Raw genomic sequence first — 22108 nt, forward strand, 5'->3', positions numbered from 1 at the left:
GAAACTATGAAGTTGAGTTTAGGAAAAATAAAAATAATATGTTGGTAGCTTCCATAAAATCTAAATTATCCAAATCAGACTTCCTGAAAAAGTTGGTTTTCGGTACTTTTTGGATGACCTTCGGATCACTGATGTCACGGGGATTATTTTCTTTGGCTTCCATTGTGTTGGCAAGGATTTTAACCGTCTCAGAATATGGTGAGTTTGGAATGATAAAGTCAACAATAGATAATTTTCTGATTTTTGCTTCTTTGGGAATAGGCTTAACAGCTACTAAATATATTTCTGAGCTTAAAGATGAAGATAAAAGTGAAGCATCATCCATGCTGGGGGCATCTTTATCATTGGTTGTGGTGTTGAGTACTATTGTAGCTTTGATCATTGTACTGCTCTCCGGATTTATAGCAACCAATTTCCTGAACAACCAGCATTTGCAGGTTCCTTTAATGATTGGTGGTTTTACATTGATTTTTATCTCTCTCAACGGAACACAGATGGGAGCCTTATTAGGCTTTCAGGCTTATAAGAAAAACTCTACTGCTAATATACTTCAGGGGCTGTTCCTGTTTCTGGGTCTAGTTATCGGAGGATATTTTGGAGGAGTTACAGGAGCTTTACTGGGCAATCTGATCGGGATCTTTCTGGTATCTGCAGTATTACAGAAACTGTTGGGCGATGAGAGCAAAAATCAGCAGGTTACAGTGAGTTTTAAAAACTGGAAGAAAAGTGTTAAGAAAATATATAAATTTGCTATACCGGCTTCCCTCAGTACAATTATTGTGGCGCCTACCATTTGGTTTTTAAATACCCTGCTGGTTAACCAGCCCAATGGATATAAAGAACTAGGATTGTATAGTGCCGTTATTATTTTCTCTACAGCCATTCAGATGTTCAATGGGGCGATAAGCAATGTCTTGCTGCCCATGTTTTTATCAAAATCGGAATCAAAGACCCCTAAAAAAGAGTTTTTTAATTATTTCGGATCTTGGATTATTTCAATTATAATCTCTATTCCGTTCATATTATTTCCGGAGATCGCATCGGCTGTTTTAGGTAAAAAATTTGATATCCATCAGATTGTCCCGATTTTGGGAATGTCTATTATCACTACACTTATTATTACAAATAGAGCCGGTATTTCAAGAGACCTTATCATTAAGAATAAAATGTGGCTTAGTGTATTCAGTATGGGGCAGTGGGCCGTTACCAACCTTATTATTTTCTATTTTTTGAGACAATATGGAGCGTTGGGTTTTGCTTTTTCATATATGATTTCTTATATCATTAATTACATCATTTTTGTACCCTTTTTTATTTACAAAAAGTTATCTCCACCGGTCATATTCTACAGCAAATGGAATATACTATTATGGTTATTGCTGATAGGCCTGGTATTTATAAATGTTCAGTTGTATAGTTTATTGCTGATCAGAGTAATCGCTTCTGTCTTCTTAGTTGCCTTAATCTTATTCTCAATTTTTAAACTTTATAAAGAATGTTTGCAAAAATTATAAAATTATACTGGCGGTTAACCTGTGCCAAAATGGTAAAGGGAATAAAAGAAAGAGGGGAGAATGCCGTTGTTTCTTATCCTGTTACCATTACAAAACCGGAGAAACTGCACTTGGGAAACAATTTATATATCGGTCCTGAGGCATGGATATCCACCTATGGTAAAGTTACCATAATGGATGGTACCATCATAGGACCAAGATTAAAAATCTATACGGGTAACCATAACTATGATAGCGATACGCTGATACCTTATGATGAAGTTACAATTGCAAAAAATGTGGTCATAAAAGAAAATGTGTGGATTGGCGGTGATGTTACCATTTTACCGGGAATTACAATAGAAGAGGGAGCCATTATTGGAGCCTCCACAGTAGTTACAAAAGATGTTCCCAAAGGAGCAATTGTAGGAGGTAATCCGGGAAAGATTTTGAAGTATAGAGATCTGGAAAAGTATGATATGCTGAAAAAGCAGGATAAGATTTATCTGAGAGAAAAAATGAAAACGAACTTAAAGATGGTAGTCAGAAATTATGAAAGCAATATTTAGTGGATATTACGGGGCGAAAAATTCTGGAGATGATGCTTTTGTAGAAGTTTCAGCATGGGGAAGCCGAAAGTATTGGCAATCTACAGAACAGTTGTTTTTTGCAGGGGAGCTGCCACAGATCTCAACGCCGGCGGAACATTATTTTGCCCACAAGAATTACTTAAACTTTGGCAAGGCCGTAAAAGATATTGTATTAAGTGATGTTTTTGTTTCAGCTGGAGGATCAACCTTTCATTCAGCATTGAAAAAAACAGATCTGAGAACCTATGCAAAATTGAAGAAAAGCCTGGGATGTAAAGGAAAAACAGGCGCTATAGGAATCTCCTTAGGTCCATTTGTAAATAAAGGGGCGGAAGAAGATACTAAAGAATATTTAAAAACACTGGATTTCCTGGCATTAAGAGATGATAAATCGTATGAGCAGGCGCTGAGCTATAATTTACCTTATCAGCCTGTAAGAGCTTTTGATTTAGCAGCCCTTCTTCCTGAGATTTATAATTTCGACCCGCGTACAAAAGAAATTTCCGAAGAACGGCCTATTGTAGGAATTAGTGTTTGTAACTATGAATCGTATACTAATGGAGATATTAGTAAAGAATTAAAGAGAAATGAATTTATATTAAATTTAATTCAACAATTAAAGAAACATAACAATATTATGTTCCGTTTTTTCGTTTTTAATGGAAACTCTTCAATGGGTGACGAAAAGCTCACCCTGGAAATGGTAGGGAATCTTAATAAAGATGGAAAACTACAATACGAGATTGTTCCCTATCAGCCAAAAGTTCAAGACACTTTTGATCGAATTGCCGAATGCAGTGTAGTTATTTCAACAAGACTACATGCAAGTATTTTTGCGTGCTATAGCAATACACCTTTCTTTTTATTGGAATATCACCGCAAGTGTACCGATTTCCTGAATGATGTAGGCCAGGCGCAATGCTACAGGCTACTGGATGGAAATGCGGATGCAGAATTGATTGTTACCGAAATTGAGAAAATTATATTTAAAAAACAAATCCTTGTACCGGGTAATATTAAAGAAACAATACAAAGAGCCCGTTTAAATTTTACGGCAACTTATTAACATGATTAGTGTAATAATACCATTATATAACAAGGAGAAAAGTATTCTGGATACCGTGTATTCAGTTTTGAATCAAACATATAAGGATTTTGAATTGCTTATTATCAATGATGGCTCAAAAGATAACAGTTTGAAAGTGGTACAAAGCATATCGGATCCCAGAGTGGTTATCGTAGACAAACCTAATGGCGGGGTTTCATCTGCAAGAAATGCAGGGATAATGAATGCTAAGAATGAATATTTAGCTTTTTTAGATGGGGATGATATATGGCATCCGGAACACCTGGAGATTTTATCCACTTCCCTTTCTCAGTTAGATAATGAGACAGTAGGAGGAGTTGGAACTTCTTTTTACAAATCGAATGTTAAAGAATTTGATGAGTCAAAATTTAAAGAGGAAAAGCCTGAGATGATAAAAGATTATTTTGATTTTATGTCTTCACCAGCTTCCCGCTTTAACTCATCAACATTATTGGTTAAAAAGACAAAAGTTCTTAAGACAGGCCTGTTTGATGAAAATCTTAGCTATGGTGAGGATGTGGAATTTTGGTATAGACTGTTTTCTGATTATGCATTAATCTATAACAGAACTATTACAACCATCTACTTTGTGGGAGCAGAAAACAGAAGTGCACACTATGTGATGCCATTGCATAAAAGATTTCATCTGTTTGATTATAAAAATAAAACTACCTCTGAAAAAAAATATCTGGATAAGCTGGTAGCCTTAATTCTGGTTGACTATTTCAGCCAAAAGGCTTATAAACAGGTTTTAATTATTGCCAAAATGTATTTTGGAAGATTATTGGGGGCATTGGGTTATCTATTTAACATAATAAAAAAGAAAATGAAATGAAGAAGCTTTTAATAATATCGCTGATTTTTACATGTACCTTATTTATTTTCGGTCAGACTAAATACCTGGACTTAACGACGGTTTTGCCCAAAGGATATGTGAAAAATGCAACGGTAGACTACACACTGGTTCTGCAGAAAGCAATCAATGACAACGGTGATGTTTTATTTCCTGATTTTCCCATACTGATTAATGATAGTGGGCTAAAATTAAAAAGTGACTGTACATATAAATTTCAGGCTAATTCCAAATTGGTCCTTAAGACATCAGCAAAACCGGGATACAGTCTTCTGGATTGTAACGGTAAGGAAAATATTACCATTCTTAACCCTGTATTGGTGGGAGATAAAAAAACACACGTAGGTACAAAAGGGGAGTGGGGCTTTGGGATAAGCATACGGGGAGCTAAAAATATCAGAGTAGAGAATGCTAAGATTTATGATTGTTTCGGTGACGGCATCTATATCGGACAGCTGAACAATAAAATTTCAGATCAGATTGTGATTCTAAATTCATTGGTATCAAACAGCAGAAGAAACGGTCTCTCTATAACATCAGGAACCAATATCAAAATCTCCAACAGTAAGTTTCTGAATTCTTCAGGTAAGGGACCTTCCAGCGGAATAGATATAGAGCCTAATAGTGCTAAGGATGAACTGAAAGGAATTGTTCTTGAAAATGTTTTTACAGGAGGTAATGAAAACTGGGGATTACTGCTTAATCTCGTTAATCTCAGAAAAGATAACTCCCTGAATAAGGAAATCTCAATAACTATTAATAATTTTTCGGATAGCAAGTCAAAATATGGAATGTCTTTCTGGTTAAACAGAAAAAACAATTACTCGAAAAATATCAGCGGAAATATCGTCCTGAATAATGTAAGTCTTTATAATAATACTGCAGAACCTATCAAATATTATGATACTAATGATAATACCATTAATCTATCTGTCAATAATCTGTCGGTAGATTCTAAAAGCTATGATAAACTGGAAAGTAGTATTCAAAGTTATAAGAAAGACCAGAGAATACAATTTAAACAACTGAAATCTAAATAATTAATGCAGATTTATAAAAAACAAATACATTTTAATGCTCTAAGCGTATTGATGGTTGTCACGGCATTCCTGCTTTTCGTGTTTCCCAATTCGTTTAGACCCGTTAAGCTTGTTTTGTTACTGTTGATTTTTCTGGTAGGGCTCACTAAGGTGCAGACCATTGAAAAAGTGATTATTTTCTCTGTGATCTTAAGTATGATCGTCACGATTATTTATCTGATGGTTGGTATCCATCAGTCTCTGAACCCTTCAGAAGCACTTAGCCAGGTCTTAATTGTATATATTTTTACTCCTATTTTATGGGTGGTTATCTTAAACTATTGCTTTGAAAAATTTAAGGTGGAAACCATCGTAAAGTACCTCAATATCTATATGGTACTGGGAGCTGTTTCTGTATTTGTGGCAATTTGGTTATTTATGAATGGAAAGAGACAGATTCTGGAACTTATTATTGAAGATCCCAATATGACATTTACCAAAAAAGGAATTGTTGAAATGAAACTGTTCGTTTATGGATCTCTCATATTTTTTATTCCTGCTTTCTTACAGTTAGAAAAAGTATTCAAAAGGAAAGCCATTTATTTTGTTGTCATCCTTACGGTTGTAATCGCTGCAATAGTATCAGGAAGATCGGCATTGCTGCTCAGTGTGTTTGTAGGACTGTTTTTTTATGTGGTTACCAACTCTTCCGTAAAGCTGATTAGATATTTTATTATCGGTTTGCTGCTTACCGTTGTGCTGATTTTTATTTTGAACAGCTATGGCGTAAACGTATTGAATGTATTGGAAGGATTTTATGTTAAAATTTTTGAAGGCGGAGATAAGGCAAGATCAGAACAGACAATGGCACTGATAAAAGGAGTCAATAATAATATTTTTGGAGCAGGACATGGGGTAGGAGTAGATTATATAAGAAGTAAAAAATTTCCATGGCGTTACGAGAATGTACCGGTAGCCATTATATACCGGGTGAGCATATTTGGGTTTTTAATTTATTCTATTCCTTTTTTATACTCAGTATATAAATATGTATCCATAAAAATTAAAAATCCATATGATCATTACATGCTAGCGGGTATTGTTTCTATGCTGATAGCCACTTTTACAAACCCCTATCTGGAGTCTTTCGAGTTTAATATATTTTATGTTTTACCCTTCATTTATTTTGTAAAAAGAGATAAAGATTTTCAATGAAAAAAATACTGTTTTTTACTAAATACTCCGCTATGGGAGCGAGCAGCAGGCTGAGAAGTTTTCAATTTTTCCCCTCTTTAGAGGAAAAGAAATATACCGTACATCATTCTTCTCTGTTGGGAGATAAGTATTTATCAGCGCTGTACAGGAATGAAAAGACCAAGATTATTTATCTATTTCTAGGGTACCTAAAGAGAATGTATGCTCTTTTATCCGTGAAAAAATATGATATCGTTGTTATAGAAAAAGAATTGTTTCCCTATTTACCTGCGTGGGCTGAAACAAGATTGAAAAAAGCAGGGGTTGATTATTTCGTAGATTATGATGATGCTATATTTCATAACTACGACCTGAGTGGTAACAGATTTATAAAAAAGTATTTGTCTGATAAGATTGATCGGGTAATGAAAAACAGCAGATGTGTATTTGCTGGCAATTCTTATCTGGCAAAGAGAGCAGAAATGGCAAAAGCACCCCGAATAATGATGTTGCCTACTGTTATAGATGCTAAAAAATACTATAAGATCAATAATAAAGATGATCAATACTTTACACTGGGATGGATAGGCTCTCCGTCTACTTATAAATACATTGAAGAGTTATTTCCGGTATTTTATAAGCTGAAAAAAGATTTTCCCAATTTTCGCGTCAATATCATCGGGGCAAAACAAACGGAAGAGACTAAAGATTTTATACACTTTATTCCGTGGACAGAAGAATCTGAAGTAGAAGAGATTAATAAATTCGATTTAGGGATTATGCCTCTTCATGAAACCCCTTGGGAACTGGGTAAATGTTCATACAAACTGATCCAGTATATGGGATGTAGCGTTGCGGTGCTGGCTTCCCCGGTAGGGATGAATACCGATATCGTTATTCCGGGTTATAATGGGGAGCTGGTGAAAGATAAAGATTGGTATTCCGGTATTAAGAAATATATAGAACATAAAGATAAAACAGTCACTCAGGGAAAGAAAGGAAGAGTACTGATTGAGTCCAAATATAACAGGGAACATAATATAAATAAAATACTGACTGAATTTGAAAACTAAACTGATACGCATAACAACAGTACCGATTTCTTTAAAGGTTTTATTAAAGGGACAACATCGATTTATGTCAGAATATTTTGACGTAAAAGGAGTTTCGTCGTCCGGAAAGGAACTGGATGAAGTGAAAAATGATGAAGGAATAGAAGTAATAGCCATTGATATGTCCCGTCAGATCACCCCCATTAAAGATATTAAATCTCTATGGAGTACTTATAAGCTTTTAAAAAAGGAGAAACCGAATATTGTTCATACTCATACACCTAAAGCAGGTATTGTAGGAATGCTGGCTGCAAAATTGGCAGGTGTTCCCCACCGTTTACATACGGTAGCTGGTTTGCCTTTGATGGAAGCAACGGGAACAAAGCGTAAAGTGCTGGACTTTGTAGAAAGACTGACCTATTCCTCTGCTACAATGGTGTATCCCAATTCAAAAGGATTATATGAATTTATCGTACAAAATAAGTATACAGATCAGTACAAATTAAAAGTAATAGGAAATGGCTCTTCGAACGGAATTGATACCACATTCTTTTCACCTGAACAAATTAGTGATACACAGAAAGAGCTTTTAAAAAAAGAATTAAATATAGAGGATACAGATTTCGTATTTGTATTTGTAGGACGTTTGGTAGGAGACAAGGGAATTAATGAGCTGATCACAGCTTTTTCTGATGTAAGCAGAAACGTAGAATCCCGGTACCGGGCCAAATTATTATTGGTTGGTCCACTGGAGCAGGAACTCGATCCATTGCATCCGGATACTTTAAAAGAAATTGAGAATAATAAGGATATTATATCTGTCGGTTTTCAGAAAGATGTGCGCCCTTATTTTGCGATTGCTGATGTATTGACATTTCCAAGTTACCGTGAAGGGTTCCCCAATGTAGTGATGCAGGCAGGTGCAATGGAACTGCCAAGTATCGTTTCCAATATCAATGGATGTAACGAAATTATTATTGAAGATCAGAATGGCATCATAGTTCCTGTAAAAAATAATGGAAAACTGAAGGAAGCAATGGAGAGAATGATAACGGACAAAGATTATTACCAGCATTTAAAAAAGAATGCACGGTCTATGATTCAGTCCCGTTACGAACAATCAGTAGTATGGAATGCCTTATTAAATGAATATAAAACTCTAATTGAAAAAAAATAATAGCATGTATCAATTTTTTTTTAAAAGGATTATAGATTTTATGATTGCATTGATAGCACTGATTTTGCTGTCTCCTGTTTTTATTATTGTTATGGTCTTACTGTATTTCGCAAATCAAGGAAAACCTTTTTTTGTGCAAACCAGGCCAGGTCTGAATGAAAAGATGTTCAACATCATTAAGTTTAAGACAATGAATGACAAGAAAGATGAAAAAGGTAATTATCTGCCTGATTCGGAACGTTTAACACCCGTGGGAAGTTTTATACGCCAGACTTCCTTAGATGAGCTTCCACAGCTGATCAATGTATTAAAAGGAGACATGGCACTGATAGGTCCAAGACCTCTGCTGCCACAATATTTGTCTCTATATAATGAATCTCAGAAACGCAGACACAATATCCGCCCCGGGATTACAGGGTGGGCACAGGTAAATGGAAGAAATGCTATTTCCTGGACCAAAAAATTTGAACTAGACATTTGGTATATCGATCATTTGTCATTTGCAACAGACTGCAAAGTGGTTATCCTTACATTCAAAAAAGTACTAAAAAAAGAAGGGATAAATCAGGTAGGACAAGCAACAATAGAAGCCTTTAATGGCAGTAATTAATTTTAAAAAGTAGATAGTATGTATTTATACGGAGCAAGTGGCCATGGCAAAGTAGTGGCTGAGGTCGCTGAAGAATGTGGTTATAATATAAAAGCTTACATTGATGAAAATCTGTCTAAGCATAAAATACTAAATTATCCTGTTATTCATGAAATTCCGCCTTTTGATATAGATATATTTATTTCTATAGGCAATAATAAATTACGAAAAAAAATTGTCAGTCAAAATGAGCAGTTCAATTACGTTACACTTATCCACCCAAAATCTATAATCTCTAAAAGATTACAGATAGGGGAAGGTACTATTGTAATGCCTGGTGTTACTATAAATGCGGCTGCAGATATAGGTAGACACTGTATCATCAATACCAATGCTTCCGTTGATCACGATTGCGTTATCGAAGACTTTGTTCACATCTCACCTAATGCAGCACTTGCAGGAAATGTAATTGTAGGGGAAGGGACCCATATAGGAACAGGTGCTAGTGTTATACAAGGTATAGAAATTGGAAAGTGGTGCACCATTGGTGCCGGTGCTGTTATTATTAACGATGTCCCAGCCGGGTCTACAGTAGTAGGCAATCCCGGTAAAATTATAAAAAGTAGAAGTTTAAAAATCCAGAACAGTAAAAATATGAAATCAAAAATATGGTTATCATCTCCCCATATGGGTGGAAACGAATTAAAGTACGTTAAGGAAGCATTTGATTCAAACTGGGTAGCACCGTTAGGACCAAATGTTGATGGTTTTGAGCAAGATTTGGAAATATTCTTGAGTGAAGATGTAAAAATAGCTGCACTTTCTGCAGGAACAGCTGCTTTACATTTGGCATTAATAGAATGCAATGTTGGCCATGGAGACGAAGTGATATGCCAGTCTATGACATTTTCTGCCTCTGCAAATCCAATTGTCTACCTGGGAGCAAATCCTGTTTTTATAGACTCCGAAAAAGACACCTGGAATATGTGTCCCGTAGCTTTACAGGAAGCCATAGAAGATAGAATTGCAAAAGGTAAAAAACCAAAGGCTATTATTGTCGTTAACCTGTATGGGATGCCGGCAAAAATGGATGAAATCTCAGCAATAGCTAATGAGTACAACATTCCTTTAATTGAAGACGGTGCCGAGTCATTGGGGTCCAAATATAAAGGGAAAGCTTGCGGTACTTTTGGACGTTTTGGTATTCTCTCATTCAATGGTAACAAAATTATTACAACTTCCGGAGGAGGTGCCTTAGTCTGTCATAATGATGAAGACAAGGAAAAAACAGTCTTTCTTTCTACGCAGGCCAGAGATAATGCCCCGCATTATCAGCACTCTGAAATTGGATATAATTACAGGATGAGTAATATTAGTGCAGGAGTGGGAAGAGGACAAATGGAAGTTTTAAACGATAGGATAGAAGGCCGTAGAAAAATGCATGATTTTTATTCCGAGATTTGTAAAAATATAGAAGGAGTAAAATTATTTTCAGAACCGAACTCTGATTTTTATAGCAATCATTGGCTGTCTGTTATCACCATTGACGAGACAAAGACTTCAAAAAGCTATGAAGACCTGCGTCTTGCATTTCTAAATGAAAATATAGAATCCCGTCCAATCTGGAAGCCAATGCATTTACAGCCTATATTTAAAGATGCACCTTATTACGGCGGAAAAGTAGCAGAGGACTTGTTCGGAAAGAGCTTATGTCTGCCGTCCGGATCCAATCTCTCAGAAGATGATAAAAAGAGAATTGCAGAAGTAATGCTAGCAGTTTTTTCAAATAAAAAAGAATATTCAGTTTATCATAATTCAATCAGCAAATAGTGCTGTTATCACCAAATACAATTAAAATACAAAACAACACTAATAATTTTATTGGTGTTGTTTTATTTTCTTCAAGACGTTTTATTTTTAATATGAAAATCAGATTAATTCTGAAAAATGGGGACTTCTACGGTCTGGAACTTATTAGAAAAAAATTATAAACCTTTGTGATAGATACTTATGGAAATCCAGTTAAAGCAACTATGCATCAATAAAGAATTCTACGCCCGTCAAGCTTTATGATTTCCTGATTTACCATTTTTTTTATAATCCTTATTACTGTTTCTACCCGCAGACCGGTCAGATCGGCAATCTGTTGGCGGGTAAGCTCTACCGGAAAGCAATGTTGACAGTCTCCGTCATAGTAACTCTTCAGATACTCCATTAAGCCCTGTAAACGGTGAATAGGATTTTGAGAAGCCATATTCCGAACCATTAAACTGTTATAGTATAACCTTTGTGACAGACAGGCATTCATTTCTAAAGACAGATCAGGATATTTTTGCAGCATTTCAATGAAACTGGCCTTGGGCATCCTAATAATCTCTACAGCCTCTAAGCTTACCGCATTAGTAGGGTAGGGCCTGTCAATAAATAAAAGCGGATCTCCAAAACTTTGATTTTTACCCAGAATATTCTGGATGAATTCTTTTCCGTCATCATTAAATGTATTCAGCTTTACCTTGCCGCTTATTACCTGAAAATAATACAGTGAATGGTCTCCTTCTTTGAAAATAAACTCTTTTGCCTTATATCTTATACTTTCACCCCCAAATGAATAAAGAATATTCTCATCAATATTCATACAACTTATCGTTTTTTTCATAACCTAATGTATTAATCTTATCCTATATTTTATAGCTTAAAGGAGAAAAGCTTCCGAAAAACGGGAGCCTGTACAATTTTCAAAAGTATGAAGTTAGTTTGTTCTTTATAGATATGCAACCTATTTTTTTCTTTCAGCAGAAATTTATATGGAGTGATGAGCAGTACCCTATAAAATAAAGACACAGATCATCCTCCTTCTTTATAATTTATAAAGGTTACGGTCTGCAAAGTAGACCAGGAATGAGGTAGTGATGAGTGGCACGAGCGAGAAGCCCGCGCCAGAGAGGTGAATTTAATTAAGCTGATAATTAGATATCACTAAGCTCAAAATAAAATGTACATAATCCTGCTCAGCATCTTTTCTGTTGATCAGTTTGTTTTTATATTCGTAAGAGCTCAGCCTTCCTGTTAATTGCTGATAAGTTTCAAACTGATCACCTTTAATTTTTATTCTTACATTACCGTCTCTTCTTTTAATCAGATCGTCATCTAACGTTCTCACTTTAAATAAAGCTTCACATAACGTTGGACGGGATTGCATAGATCCAATATATCTTTCTACAATATTAACTTTGAACGAATCAAATATGATCGTATTAAAAACAATTTTAGAGTTAGGCTTCTGCGTATTAAGCTCAAGCTTATAATTCATTAATTTAAATTTTGGTAAATATAAGGTTAATTATGCCAAAAACCAGTACCATTTTAATAGATCGTTCCCATTATAACGATTGAATTTTATTAATTTTATAATAAAAAGGCTCATGAAGAATGGAGTTTTTGTTCACAATGTGTTGACTTTTTCCAGCAAATACAACATAGAATAAGTTGATTCTAAGTATCCTGAGAAGAATAAAGCAGAGGTTTTGTATGATGATCTTATAAAATTATTGTTTTAGAAAAAAGTGATAAGCAAAAAGCCCGGAAATTTTTTCTATTCTTTTATTTTTTTCCTGATAGGCATTTACGTAAATTTATTCTCTTTAAAACAGAATTTATATTAATATCAATACAATGGAGAGATATAATTATGGAATGATCGGCCTTGGAGTAATGGGTCGTAATCTTCTTTATAATATTGCAGATAATGGTTTTTCAATCGCAGGATTCGATCTTGATGATTTAAAAATAAAGGAATTACAGGAGGGTGCTTCTTCACAAATGAAAGTAAAAGGTACAGGAACGTTAGAAGAATTTGTAGCTTCACTGGAAATACCCCGAAAGATTATTCTTATGGTTCCTGCAGGTAAACCCGTAGATGCAGTATTAGAAAATATTACACCCCTTTTAAGCAAAGGAGATATTGTTATTGATGCAGGGAATTCATACTTTAAAGATACCAATAGACGTGTGGAAGATTTAGCTTCAAAAAATCTGCACTTTATGGGAATGGGAGTTTCAGGTGGAGAAAAGGGTGCCAGAACAGGCCCCAGCATTATGCCGGGAGGAGATCTGGAAGCATTTACCCATCTTCAGCCCATGCTTGAAGCCATTGCTGCAAAAGTGGATAACGAAGCCTGTACAGCATATATGGGAAAAGGCTCTGCCGGAAACTATGTGAAAATGGTGCACAACGGAATTGAATATGCCATTATGCAGCTTATCAGCGAAGCTTATGATCTCTTAAAAAGAGGAGCGGGATTAAATAATGATCAGCTCTACGAAGTTTTCAAAGAATGGAATAATGGAGAAATGAATTCTTTTTTGATTGAAATCACGAGAGATATTTTTAAGCAGAAAGATACATTAACCGACAGCTTTCTTGTAGATCAGATTTTAGATAAAGCCGGAGCTAAAGGAACTGGAAAATGGACTTCTGAACAAGCTATGGAAATTGGGGTTTCTATCCCAACCATTGATATCGCAGTAACATCAAGAATTTTATCAGCCTATAAAGAAGAGAGGATCCAGGCTTCCCAACTCTATACTGAAAAAGAAATTACAGCTCCGGAAGATAATAAGGTATTCATTCAGGAAGTGGGAGATGCTCTTTTCCTGGCCACATTAATAAGCTATGCACAAGGTTTGGCTTTGCTGGTGAAAGCATCCGAAGAGTATAGCTTTCAGATTCCGCTGAAGGATGTTGTAAAAATATGGAGGGGAGGATGTATTATCCGTTCGGTATTGCTGGAGAAATTCTATGCTGCATATACCAAAGACCCTAATCTTTCTAATATTTTACTAGATCACGATATTGCTCTTCTTGTTAAATCGAAACTTAAGGCATTAAGAAAAACAGCAGGATATGCTGCTGAAAACGGAATTTCAAGTTTAGGAATTCAGACGGCTTTAGGATATTTTGATGCCTATACCACAGAATCTTTACCGGTAAATCTTATCCAGGCCCAACGTGATTATTTTGGTGCACATACCTACCAGCGAGTAGACAGAGAAGGTGTTTTTCATACGGTATGGAACAGTGCAAACAATTAAAATTCGGAAAAATGAATGAAAATAAAATCTTGCAGCCAACTACAATTATTATTTTTGGTGCTACAGGAGATCTGGCGAAAAGAAAACTTTTTCCGGCGTTTTATAATTTATATATCGATGGTAGAATGCCTAAAGGTTTTAATATTGTTGCATTAGGAAGAGCAGATAATACCGACGAATATTTTAGAAACTATGTCAAAGAAAATCTGGAGAAATTCTCCAGAAAAAAAATAACTTCCGAAGATTGGGCAGGTTTTCAAGCCCATATTACTTACTTTCAGCATCAGCTGGATCAGGAAAGCTCGTATCAGGATCTTCATCAGAAATTAAAAGATTTTGATACTGTTTACGGAATAAGAGCCAACAGGCTGTTTTATTTATCCATTGGCCCGAATTTCATTTCTACGATTTCTAACCATATTAAAAATACAGCTTTAGCTTCTGATGCTAAAAAAGACCGGATTATTATTGAAAAACCCTTTGGACATGATAAACAATCCGCAATTGAGCTCAACAGCCTGCTTGCGCAAACATTCGAAGAAGAGCAGATCTACCGTATCGATCATTATTTAGGAAAAGAAACCGTACAGAATATATTGGCATTCAGATTTGGAAATTCTATTTTTGAGCCTTTATGGGATCATAAGTATATAGAATCTGTACAGATTACAGTGGCTGAAGAAGTAGGAGTAGAAACAAGAGGGGCTTTTTATGAGCAGACCGGTGCCCTGAAAGATATGATTCAAAACCACTTATTACAGATTCTCTGTATGGTGGCCATAGAACCACCGGCTTCTTTACAGTCGGGTGAGATTAGAGACCGGAAAGTAGATGTTTTGAAATCTATACGCAGGATCTCCCCGGATCAGGTAGATCATTATGCAGTAAGAGGACAATATGCAAAAAGTACAATCAACGGAACTGAGGCAAAAGGCTATCGCCAGGAAGATGGAATTGCTGCAGATTCCAATACAGAAACTTTTGCCGCTATAAAATTTTATCTCGATAATGAAAGATGGCAAGATGTTCCTTTCTATGTCCGTACCGGAAAAAAAATGAAAGAGAAACACTCTTATATTACCATTCAGTTTAAGCCTCTTCCGCATTCTACTTTTTCAGGAAGTCACCTTTTGTCGGCAAACAGGCTCATTATTAATATTCAGCCAATGATGGATATCAGACTGCAGTTTATGACCAAAAAGCCGGGGCTTTCACTGGTTCTACAGCCGGTAGAAATGATCTTTGATTACTTTGCCTGCCAGGAAGATACTCCCGAAGCATATGAAACGTTACTATTGGATGCTCTTTTAGGCGATCTTACACTATTTATGCGTTCTGATCAGGTAGAAGAAGCCTGGGATGTTGTAAAAACAATTCAGGAAGCCTGGGAGAATAATAAAGATTCATCCTTTCCAAACTATAGCGCGGGAAGCTGGGGACCGGAAGAGAGTTTTGCATTGGTGGAAAGACAGGGCCACAGCTGGGTATAATACCATATCAATTTAAACAGACGAAAATGAATATTACAGTATTTAATGATTTAGAAAAGCTGTACCGAAAGGCAGCAGATACATTTGTTGATCTTTCAAAAGAATCTATCCGTAAAAATAACCGTTTTACAGTAGCATTAAGCGGAGGCTCTTCTCCAAAAGCGATTTTTAAATTGTTGGCAACCGAAGACTATGCCGGAAAGGTGGAATGGAATAAGATATACTTTTTCTGGGTAGATGAGCGATGGGTTCCTCTTGATGATGAGAAAAGCAATGCACGTATGACGTTTGAGACACTGCTTAATCAGGTTCCTGTTACTAAAAACCACATTTTTCCTATGTATCAGGAAGGAATATTGCCGGAAGATTATGCTAAAGACTATGAGCAACAGATAAAAAGTGTTCTTGGTAATGAAGGCGTTTTTGATTTTATCCTTTTAGGAATGGGAGATGATGGCCATACCGCTTCATTATTTCCAGGTGAAGAAGTTCTTAACGAACATGAAAAGTGGGTTTCTGCCTTTTATCTGAAACCTCAGGAAATGTTTAGGATCACGCTGACTGCACCGTTGATCAACAAAGCCGAAAATATACTGGTTGTAGCATTCGGAGAATCCAAAAAACATGCACTGAATGAAGTATTACAGGGAGAGTATAATCCTAAATTATATCCCCTGCAGCTTATTGATAAAAAAGAGGGCTTTCAGGTTTTTACAGATGAAAAAGCAAAAGGCTAGTCTATTATAGATTCATTTAAAATTCAGGTTTGGAGAAAGGACAGTTACTTCCCCAAACACTATAAAACAGTACCATTGGATTTCTAATGGTACTGTTTTATTTCGCAGCATTGAATTGATACTTTAAAAATGATAATGTACTGCCTAAAAAAATAGGAAACGTCAACATATGTATAGTTTTTTAATCATCTTCAGTGATACATTTGCTTTCAATAATTCAATACAAAAAATATCATGAAATGTATACTATTTAATTTATCCGCTCTTTGCATAGGGTTTCTGGCCTTTTCACAACATACTAATGATCATAAGGCGTTAAAATCCAATACTATGAATGCTGTTGCTCACAAAAATCCAAAAGCTCTTTTTGATCCGACACCATTTGCTTTTTCTCATTCTACAACCCCTGAAGGGGAGGGGAAATATGTATTTATATCCGGACAAAGCGGAGGCGAAGGCTTGAAACACAGCCTTTCAAAAGATTTTAGAACCCAGGTAAGGGTAGCGCTGAAAAACCTGGAAACAGTACTCGCAGACTATGGACTGCAAACCAAAGATGTTCTTAAAATTACCATATTGATTGTAAACCATGATCAGGAAAAGCTTAAAATCTGGACAGAAGAAATGCATACAGCATGGAAAAACCATGAGTTTCCGGCAAGTACTTTAATTCCGGTTCCTAGGCTGGCACTGGATGATATGCAGATAGAAGTGGAAGCCATTGCTTTTATGAAAAAATAAAACCAATAAACCAGCCTTCAGACCATAAAAGAGGCTTTCAGTCATTCTGAAAGCCTCTTTGTTTATTTTTATATGAAAAATTAATCTTCCATAGCCTCACCGGATTTTCTGTAGATGAAATTTCCATAAATATGTCTTCTTGCAAAACGGCTTGGTGAATCAGCATTTACCATTTTAATATAAGTATTTCTTGGAACACCAATATATTCATACATCTTTCCGTTCAAATGCTGAACCTTCAAAATCTGCTTTTCAAGATAGAAATCCTGAATATTTGATTTTGTTGTCGTTTCAGTATATTCTTCTTTATATTTTTCCTGTGTTTCCGGATTGATACTTACCAAAAAGTGGTAGGCTTCAATCACAGATTTGCTCTTTTCTTCTGCTTCCAGTTTTCCGGCTTCATCATCAATAAACTTATCAGGGTGCGAATCTTTCATCGTATTCCTGTAAATAGTCTTTAATTCTTTTAAAGTAACGGTTTTGTCAACCCCAAGAAGCTTTCTGTGCTCACCAACTCTTTTCATATTTTGAATCCTTATTTTCGGGGTGCAAAATTAAGGAAATAAATTCAAAAAACCGTAAGTTATTCATTATTAATTTATTTCGGCCTGTAAAACGGAGCATTAATTTTCACTATTAAGATGATATAGAGCCTTTCAGCTAGCTTACCGAATCAGTCTTCTACTTTTTATAAAACAAAAACAGCATCATTAGAGTTCTAATGGTGCTGTACACAGTTCATGTTTTTACCTTGGTAAAATGGTGTTCGAAATAATCTACTTTTCAGTATTTGTGTTCAAATGATCATCTGCATTACATCGTAAAACATCTTAGTATGAAGAAATAAACTGCAGAAACCATGTAACGTGAGGATCATTCAGTTTTTAATTTACCTTTTATACAGCTTTTAGGATGACTGCTGTGGTAAAAGGTGGTACTGACTGACCCTTCACGAAAGTTTGGAATATCGTTTTTACAACTTCAATAATTGTTTTAATATATTGAATGGTATTAGTTTGTACAAATATACACAATAAGACACTACAAAGTGTTTAAAATGATAAAAATTTTTCATAAACTTGTATCATTGAATGTTTATCATGGAGAGAAAATCAGCAGCAGGCAGTATCCGGAACAAGGAACGTAGTAAAAAGAAATTTTTGGATGCGGTTGGAAAAATTCTGAAAACAAAGGGATATGCAGCCTTGAAAATCAATGATATTGCTGCTACAGCAGGAGTGGATAAAAAAATGATTTATACCTATTTTGGAGGAATGGATGGCCTGATGGACGAATATATACGTTCGCAGGATTATTGGAGTAATGTGACAACCGACAAAACAATACCTGATTTAACAGACGGAGGAAAGTTACTTACAGAACAATTGTTACTGTCACAATTTGATTATGTATTCGGCAACAAAGAGTTTCAAAAATTATTATTGTGGCGTTTATCAGAACCCAGAAAGTCATTAGCAAAACTCACTGAGAGGCAGGAAGAAAACGGAGAAACTCTGTTTAAACTTGTTGGTGACCCTTATTTCAAAGAACATTCACAGGATTTTCGCGCCGTAATGGCCATTATGGTTTCCGGACTTTATTATTTGAACCTTTATTCTTCCATGAATGGCAGTATTTTTTGTGGTATAGACATCAATACTACGGAAGGACGTGATAAAATCAAAAAAGCAGTCTCTTTTTTAGTAGGGCAAACCTATGACAATATTCAGCAAGATTAAAAACAAGTGTATGGTATTTAATGCTTATTATTACAAACGTCTCAAATAAAACAAAAATGCTGCCTCATTGAAAGCAGCATTTTTTTAATTCCTATTCTACGACAATACTTTCAATGCCTTTTTGCAGAGCCATTTCCTGAATAACAGGTACAGATAAGCCCTCGGCCCGGACTACAGAAATATCTGTCATTCCCATAAAGCCAAGTGTTTTTTTAAGATAAGGAACCACAAAATCATAGCTCTGTTTTTCACCCTCGGAATAAATTCCACCACTTGAAAAAGCCAGATAAACTTTTTTGTTTTTGATCAATCCCTCAGGCCCGTTTTCATCATACCGAAAAGTTACACCCGCTCTGGCGATGTGATCGAGCCATGACTTCAATGTGGAGGTTATACTGAAATTATACAGAGGAGTTTCAATAACAATGAAGTCCGCTTCCTGAAGTTCCGCAATTACCGTATCCGAAAGTTTAATAATTTCTAATTGTTCAGGAGTACGGTGTTCAGCCGGGGTAAAAAATGCATTGATTTGCTTCTCTTCCAAATGAGGAAAAAGAGGATTGGCCAGATCACGTTTTTTTAAAATAATATCAGGATACCTGGCTTTAATTTTTTCTACCACTGCATTGCCCAGTTTTTTGCTTACTGATGATTCTGTTCTTGGACTTGAAATAATATGAAGTACTTGTTTCATTTTTTTATTTTTTAAAAAATTTGATGTTTCAAAATTATCTATATTTACTAAAAAAAAGATAGCAGTTACCAAAAGGTTAGTAATAACTTTTAGGTTAGTAACCCAAAAATTAAGTAAAATGGAAGGAGAAAAACTAACATACTCACAGCCTCAATGTACCACCCATATGTCTGCTACCGAAGATGCTTTATACGTCCTTGGCGGGAGATGGACCATACGCGTAATGATCGCCATTTTAGGAGGACACACCCGGTTCAACGAACTGCAGCGAACAATACATGGAATTTCCGCAAGAGTTTTGTCGAGTGAATTGAAAAAGCTGGAGGTTAACCATCTGGTAGAAAGATCGGTTCTTGCCGACAATAAGCCTGTTTTGGTTGAATATATACCTACAGAATACAGTCAGTCATTAAAAGATGTAATTGCTGCTTTAGCAGATTGGGGTGTAAAACATAAAAAGAAAATTACAGCCTGATAAGGGTCCCATTCTCTATATTTAATTTTACTTAAATCAATGACAAGATGGTTATATGTGAAAATCTCCTGCTTTCTTATGGAGCCCGGATGGAAAAATACAATGTGGGCGACTATATTTTTGAGGAAGGTACAGGGGCTAAATATTATTTGCAGATAAAGACGGGCACTGTGAAGCTGAATACTTTTTTGGAAGATGGAAAAGAGTTTGTACATGGGCTGCCTTTTGATGGGCACTGTATTGGGGAAAGCTATTTATTTACCACACAACATTATGCTGTAAATGCCATTGCCGTTACCTATTGTGAGATCATTAAGATTTCTAAAAATAAAATTTTAAATATTTTACTGGAAAAGCCAACATTAATGCTGGATCTGAACAGGTATACAGCAGATAGACTGCATTTCAGATATATGATCTCGAGTTTTTTGGCTATTTCTGACCCTATGATCAAGCTTGAGAAACTGTTTGATTATCTTAAAAATTATTTCGGATTTGAAGAGATCCATTCTTTTCTGATTCCTTATACCAGGCAGCAGATTGCAACTTTAACCGGCCTGAGAGTGGAAACTGTGATTCGGAATGTAAAAAAAATGCAGGAGCAAAACCTTGTTAAGCTTGATAACACCAAGATCTACTATTAATTTTCAAAGCTAATTGAAAAGAACAGCTTCCATATCTATTAAAAAGTAGTGCTCCGGCTCAGTAAGAAGAACATTATTTTAATATTAAAACAGGCTGATGGGTATTTTGGTAAATTCCTTCAGAAATACTTCTGCTTGCCAAATAGTAAAGGAAACTATGCTTTCCCGGTAATGCAATGATAAGGTCAGTTTCATGAGAAGATGCAAAAGTCAGAATTCCTTTGATAATGTTTTCATCATATGAATAATGAATGCTGCTTGGGATCTCGGTAAGATGCTGACGGATATATTCTTCCAGTTCTTTCTTCTTATCATTACTGGTATCCTCGCCTTCATGGGTATTTATATTTAAGAACTGTAAACGGACATCCTGCTTTTGAATAATAGATTTGTGATGAAATAATCGCTCTAATTTTTTAATACCATTGACATCGCAGGGAATAAATATGTTTTTAATAGTAGAATAGCTGTAGCTATTGGGAACAATTAAAGTTTTGACAGGGCTTGTTCTTGCAATGCTTATAATGTTGTCTGAAACATAGCTGCTGGTAGAAGAAGCAGCGTCATCACTTCCCAGAATAATCAGTTCTACAGAAGGATGATTAGTTAAAATCTCATTGATACTTCTGGTAACTGCCCAGTCGCTTAGCACTTTTGAAACTTTTATACCAGGTGCTTTTTCTGTAATAATACTGGCTAGCTGATCCAGCAGTGTCTCTGTTCTTTCGAGTAAATTATTGATGTTTTCTCCATTTACAAATGAATGTCCTTCCGCTATATGAAGGAAATCAAATTCAGATTCTCCCGCTGTTTTTAAAAGAATAATATGCTCATATTCGTAATGGCTTGCCCAATCTGCAGCCAGTTTTACTGCATTTTCTGTGGTTGATGTAAAATCAATAGGTACAAGGATTGTTCTCATATTTTATTAATTTAGATCCTGATTATTCGAGGTTTGCCGTCATTTTTCTGACCAGAATAAGGGCTCTGTTGATCTCATCTTTATGAAGGTCACCAGCTGCCTTTCCATAAAGCTCAAGGGCCCACGGATAAATAGCTTCTACGGCCTGCTGCCCTTTGGGCGTAAGAAAAATCTGTTTATTTCTTCGGTCATTTTCATTTTCAACCCGTTCCACTAATTCCCGTTTTACCAGACTGTTGATAAGATAGGTGATACTTGACTTGTCCTTACTTACCAGAGTTCCGATTTCCTGCTGGTTGATGCCGTTATTGCGGGAAAGGAGACCCAAAATCTCAATCAGTTCAAAGGAAAGATCAGAACCATATTCATTAATTTTAAACTGAATCTTTTGTCGCAGCCGACTTTTCATCTCATTCATAGCCAGCCCCAGTTCTAAGGCCAGTTCTGAAATAGGGGTTGATTTTGCAGACATCATTTTTTAGTAAATAATTATACTAAGCCTGGAAAAGATTTTCTCA

Annotated in this window: 23 protein-coding genes and 1 pseudogene; 18 read left to right on the forward strand and 6 right to left on the reverse strand. The window is 35.6% G+C overall.

Features of this window, described 5'->3' with window-relative positions; genetic code table 11:
• Window positions 1-38 precede the first annotated feature (38 nt).
• From MP478_RS02745 to MP478_RS02795, 11 genes and pseudogenes are all read left to right on the forward strand, one after another.
• The gene (locus tag MP478_RS02745; RefSeq protein ID WP_257189126.1) at window positions 39-1514 is read left to right on the forward strand and encodes an oligosaccharide flippase family protein; all 1476 of its coding nucleotides are present in this window, start codon (window positions 39-41) and stop codon (window positions 1512-1514) included.
• The gene (locus tag MP478_RS02750) at window positions 1496-2062 is read left to right on the forward strand and encodes an acyltransferase (protein ID WP_257199516.1); all 567 of its coding nucleotides are present in this window, start codon (window positions 1496-1498) and stop codon (window positions 2060-2062) included. The genes MP478_RS02745 and MP478_RS02750 overlap by 19 nt, the downstream gene beginning before the upstream one ends.
• The gene (locus MP478_RS02755; protein WP_257199517.1) at window positions 2046-3149 is read left to right on the forward strand and encodes a polysaccharide pyruvyl transferase family protein; all 1104 of its coding nucleotides are present in this window, start codon (window positions 2046-2048) and stop codon (window positions 3147-3149) included. The genes MP478_RS02750 and MP478_RS02755 overlap by 17 nt, the downstream gene beginning before the upstream one ends.
• Window position 3150: 1 nt before the next feature.
• A complete protein-coding gene (locus tag MP478_RS02760) occupies window positions 3151-4005 on the forward strand; it encodes a glycosyltransferase family A protein (RefSeq protein WP_257199518.1) in 855 nt (284 codons plus the stop codon).
• Window positions 4002-5063, forward strand: a complete 1062-nt coding sequence (locus MP478_RS02765) for a right-handed parallel beta-helix repeat-containing protein (RefSeq protein ID WP_257189122.1) — start codon at window positions 4002-4004, stop codon at window positions 5061-5063. The genes MP478_RS02760 and MP478_RS02765 overlap by 4 nt, the downstream gene beginning before the upstream one ends.
• Before the next feature lie 3 nt (window positions 5064-5066).
• Entirely contained in the window at window positions 5067-6257 is a 1191-nt protein-coding gene (locus MP478_RS02770) for a hypothetical protein (RefSeq protein WP_257199519.1), read from the forward strand.
• Window positions 6254-7309: a glycosyltransferase family 4 protein gene (locus MP478_RS02775; protein ID WP_230040163.1), complete on the forward strand. Its 1056-nt coding sequence runs from the start codon at window positions 6254-6256 to the stop codon at window positions 7307-7309. Before MP478_RS02770 ends, MP478_RS02775 begins: the two co-directional genes overlap by 4 nt.
• A gap of 64 nt (window positions 7310-7373) precedes the next feature.
• Window positions 7374-8465 carry a glycosyltransferase family 4 protein gene (locus tag MP478_RS02780; protein ID WP_257199520.1) on the forward strand — a complete coding sequence of 364 codons (1092 nt, stop codon included), beginning with the start codon at window positions 7374-7376 and terminating at the stop codon, window positions 8463-8465.
• Between the two features lie 4 nt (window positions 8466-8469).
• Window positions 8470-9075: a sugar transferase gene (locus tag MP478_RS02785; protein WP_230040159.1), complete on the forward strand. Its 606-nt coding sequence runs from the start codon at window positions 8470-8472 to the stop codon at window positions 9073-9075.
• 18 nt (window positions 9076-9093) lie between these two features.
• A pseudogene (locus MP478_RS02790) lies at window positions 9094-9654 on the forward strand (acetyltransferase); the annotation flags it as partial.
• Between the two features lie 54 nt (window positions 9655-9708).
• Window positions 9709-10884: an aminotransferase class I/II-fold pyridoxal phosphate-dependent enzyme gene (locus MP478_RS02795; protein WP_230040328.1), complete on the forward strand. Its 1176-nt coding sequence runs from the start codon at window positions 9709-9711 to the stop codon at window positions 10882-10884.
• A gap of 208 nt (window positions 10885-11092) precedes the next feature.
• On the opposite strand, the gene MP478_RS02800 is transcribed toward MP478_RS02795, so the two are convergent.
• Both MP478_RS02800 and MP478_RS02805 read right to left on the reverse strand, forming a co-directional pair.
• Window positions 11093-11710, reverse strand: coding sequence for a Crp/Fnr family transcriptional regulator (locus MP478_RS02800; protein WP_257189119.1), 618 nt, complete (start codon window positions 11708-11710; stop codon window positions 11093-11095).
• A gap of 294 nt (window positions 11711-12004) precedes the next feature.
• Window positions 12005-12364, reverse strand: coding sequence for a prevent-host-death protein (locus tag MP478_RS02805; protein WP_230040154.1), 360 nt, complete (start codon window positions 12362-12364; stop codon window positions 12005-12007).
• Between the two features lie 362 nt (window positions 12365-12726).
• On the opposite strand from MP478_RS02805, the gene gndA reads away from it, so the two are divergent.
• From gndA to MP478_RS02825, 4 genes are all read left to right on the forward strand, one after another.
• Window positions 12727-14145 carry an NADP-dependent phosphogluconate dehydrogenase gene (gndA, locus tag MP478_RS02810; RefSeq protein ID WP_257199521.1) on the forward strand — a complete coding sequence of 473 codons (1419 nt, stop codon included), beginning with the start codon at window positions 12727-12729 and terminating at the stop codon, window positions 14143-14145.
• Between the two features lie 11 nt (window positions 14146-14156).
• Complete coding sequence (gene zwf, locus MP478_RS02815) at window positions 14157-15635, forward strand: glucose-6-phosphate dehydrogenase (protein WP_257189117.1); 1479 nt, start codon at window positions 14157-14159, stop codon at window positions 15633-15635.
• 26 nt (window positions 15636-15661) lie between these two features.
• Entirely contained in the window at window positions 15662-16372 is a 711-nt protein-coding gene (gene pgl, locus MP478_RS02820) for a 6-phosphogluconolactonase (RefSeq protein ID WP_230040149.1), read from the forward strand.
• Window positions 16373-16606: 234 nt separating this feature from the next.
• Window positions 16607-17113, forward strand: coding sequence for a RidA family protein (locus MP478_RS02825; protein WP_257199522.1), 507 nt, complete (start codon window positions 16607-16609; stop codon window positions 17111-17113).
• A gap of 80 nt (window positions 17114-17193) precedes the next feature.
• Here the strand turns inward: MP478_RS02825 and MP478_RS02830 are convergent, their stop codons facing one another.
• Window positions 17194-17640 (reverse strand): KTSC domain-containing protein, encoded by a 447-nt coding sequence (locus tag MP478_RS02830; protein WP_230040138.1) that lies wholly within the window; start codon window positions 17638-17640, stop codon window positions 17194-17196.
• A gap of 576 nt (window positions 17641-18216) precedes the next feature.
• On the opposite strand from MP478_RS02830, the gene MP478_RS02835 reads away from it, so the two are divergent.
• Window positions 18217-18855, forward strand: a complete 639-nt coding sequence (locus MP478_RS02835) for a TetR/AcrR family transcriptional regulator (protein ID WP_230040136.1) — start codon at window positions 18217-18219, stop codon at window positions 18853-18855.
• Window positions 18856-18946: 91 nt separating this feature from the next.
• On the opposite strand, the gene MP478_RS02840 is transcribed toward MP478_RS02835, so the two are convergent.
• Window positions 18947-19549 (reverse strand): FMN-dependent NADH-azoreductase, encoded by a 603-nt coding sequence (locus MP478_RS02840; RefSeq protein ID WP_257199523.1) that lies wholly within the window; start codon window positions 19547-19549, stop codon window positions 18947-18949.
• A gap of 118 nt (window positions 19550-19667) precedes the next feature.
• Here MP478_RS02840 and MP478_RS02845 point away from each other — a divergent pair, with 118 nt between their 5' ends.
• Together MP478_RS02845 and MP478_RS02850 are read left to right on the forward strand one after the other, a co-directional pair.
• Entirely contained in the window at window positions 19668-20024 is a 357-nt protein-coding gene (locus tag MP478_RS02845) for a helix-turn-helix domain-containing protein (RefSeq protein WP_230040130.1), read from the forward strand.
• Window positions 20025-20071: 47 nt separating this feature from the next.
• Window positions 20072-20668: a Crp/Fnr family transcriptional regulator gene (locus MP478_RS02850; RefSeq protein ID WP_257199524.1), complete on the forward strand. Its 597-nt coding sequence runs from the start codon at window positions 20072-20074 to the stop codon at window positions 20666-20668.
• Window positions 20669-20741: 73 nt separating this feature from the next.
• Here MP478_RS02850 and MP478_RS02855 read toward each other — a convergent pair whose 3' ends face one another.
• The gene (locus tag MP478_RS02855; protein ID WP_230040126.1) at window positions 20742-21590 is read right to left on the reverse strand and encodes a universal stress protein; all 849 of its coding nucleotides are present in this window, start codon (window positions 21588-21590) and stop codon (window positions 20742-20744) included.
• 22 nt (window positions 21591-21612) lie between these two features.
• Window positions 21613-22065, reverse strand: coding sequence for a MarR family winged helix-turn-helix transcriptional regulator (locus tag MP478_RS02860; RefSeq protein ID WP_257199525.1), 453 nt, complete (start codon window positions 22063-22065; stop codon window positions 21613-21615).
• Window positions 22066-22108 lie beyond the last annotated feature (43 nt).

The sequence above is a fragment of the Chryseobacterium sp. WG14 genome (genome assembly GCF_024586945.1).
Lineage (GTDB): Bacteria > Bacteroidota > Bacteroidia > Flavobacteriales > Weeksellaceae > Chryseobacterium.